Genomic DNA, 320 nt, shown 5'->3' on the forward strand with positions numbered 1-320 from the left:
CGCGTGCGCCCAGCCGTCAAACTGTACGTGCCGTACTTGAACCCGTTCGTGTAGCCGGCCTGGAACAGCGTGTCGGCGCCGCCCCGGTTCCAGTAGTTCTGCGACGAGCCCGTCACGAACATCGTGCCGTGGTCGCCCAGCTTCTGGTTCACCGACACCTGCATGCGGTTACGTTGCCTGTAAATCGAGTTGATATCGCCACCGTGATCCGCGATATCGCGCACCGTGGCCGCATCGTTCAGGTTCAAGTACCCCGCCGTCGAGAAGCGATACGCCGCGACCGATACGTTCGTGTCGGTGGCCGCGATGAACTTGCTATA

1 protein-coding gene is annotated in these 320 nt (G+C 61.6%); it reads right to left on the reverse strand.

Annotated elements, in window-relative coordinates; all coding sequences use genetic code 11:
• The coding region (locus GSQ93_RS19480; RefSeq protein WP_158937295.1) for a fimbria/pilus outer membrane usher protein at positions 1-320 on the reverse strand (320 nt) is incomplete at both ends.

It is taken from the genome of Burkholderia sp. S171, from assembly GCF_009766085.1.
GTDB lineage: Bacteria > Pseudomonadota > Gammaproteobacteria > Burkholderiales > Burkholderiaceae > Caballeronia.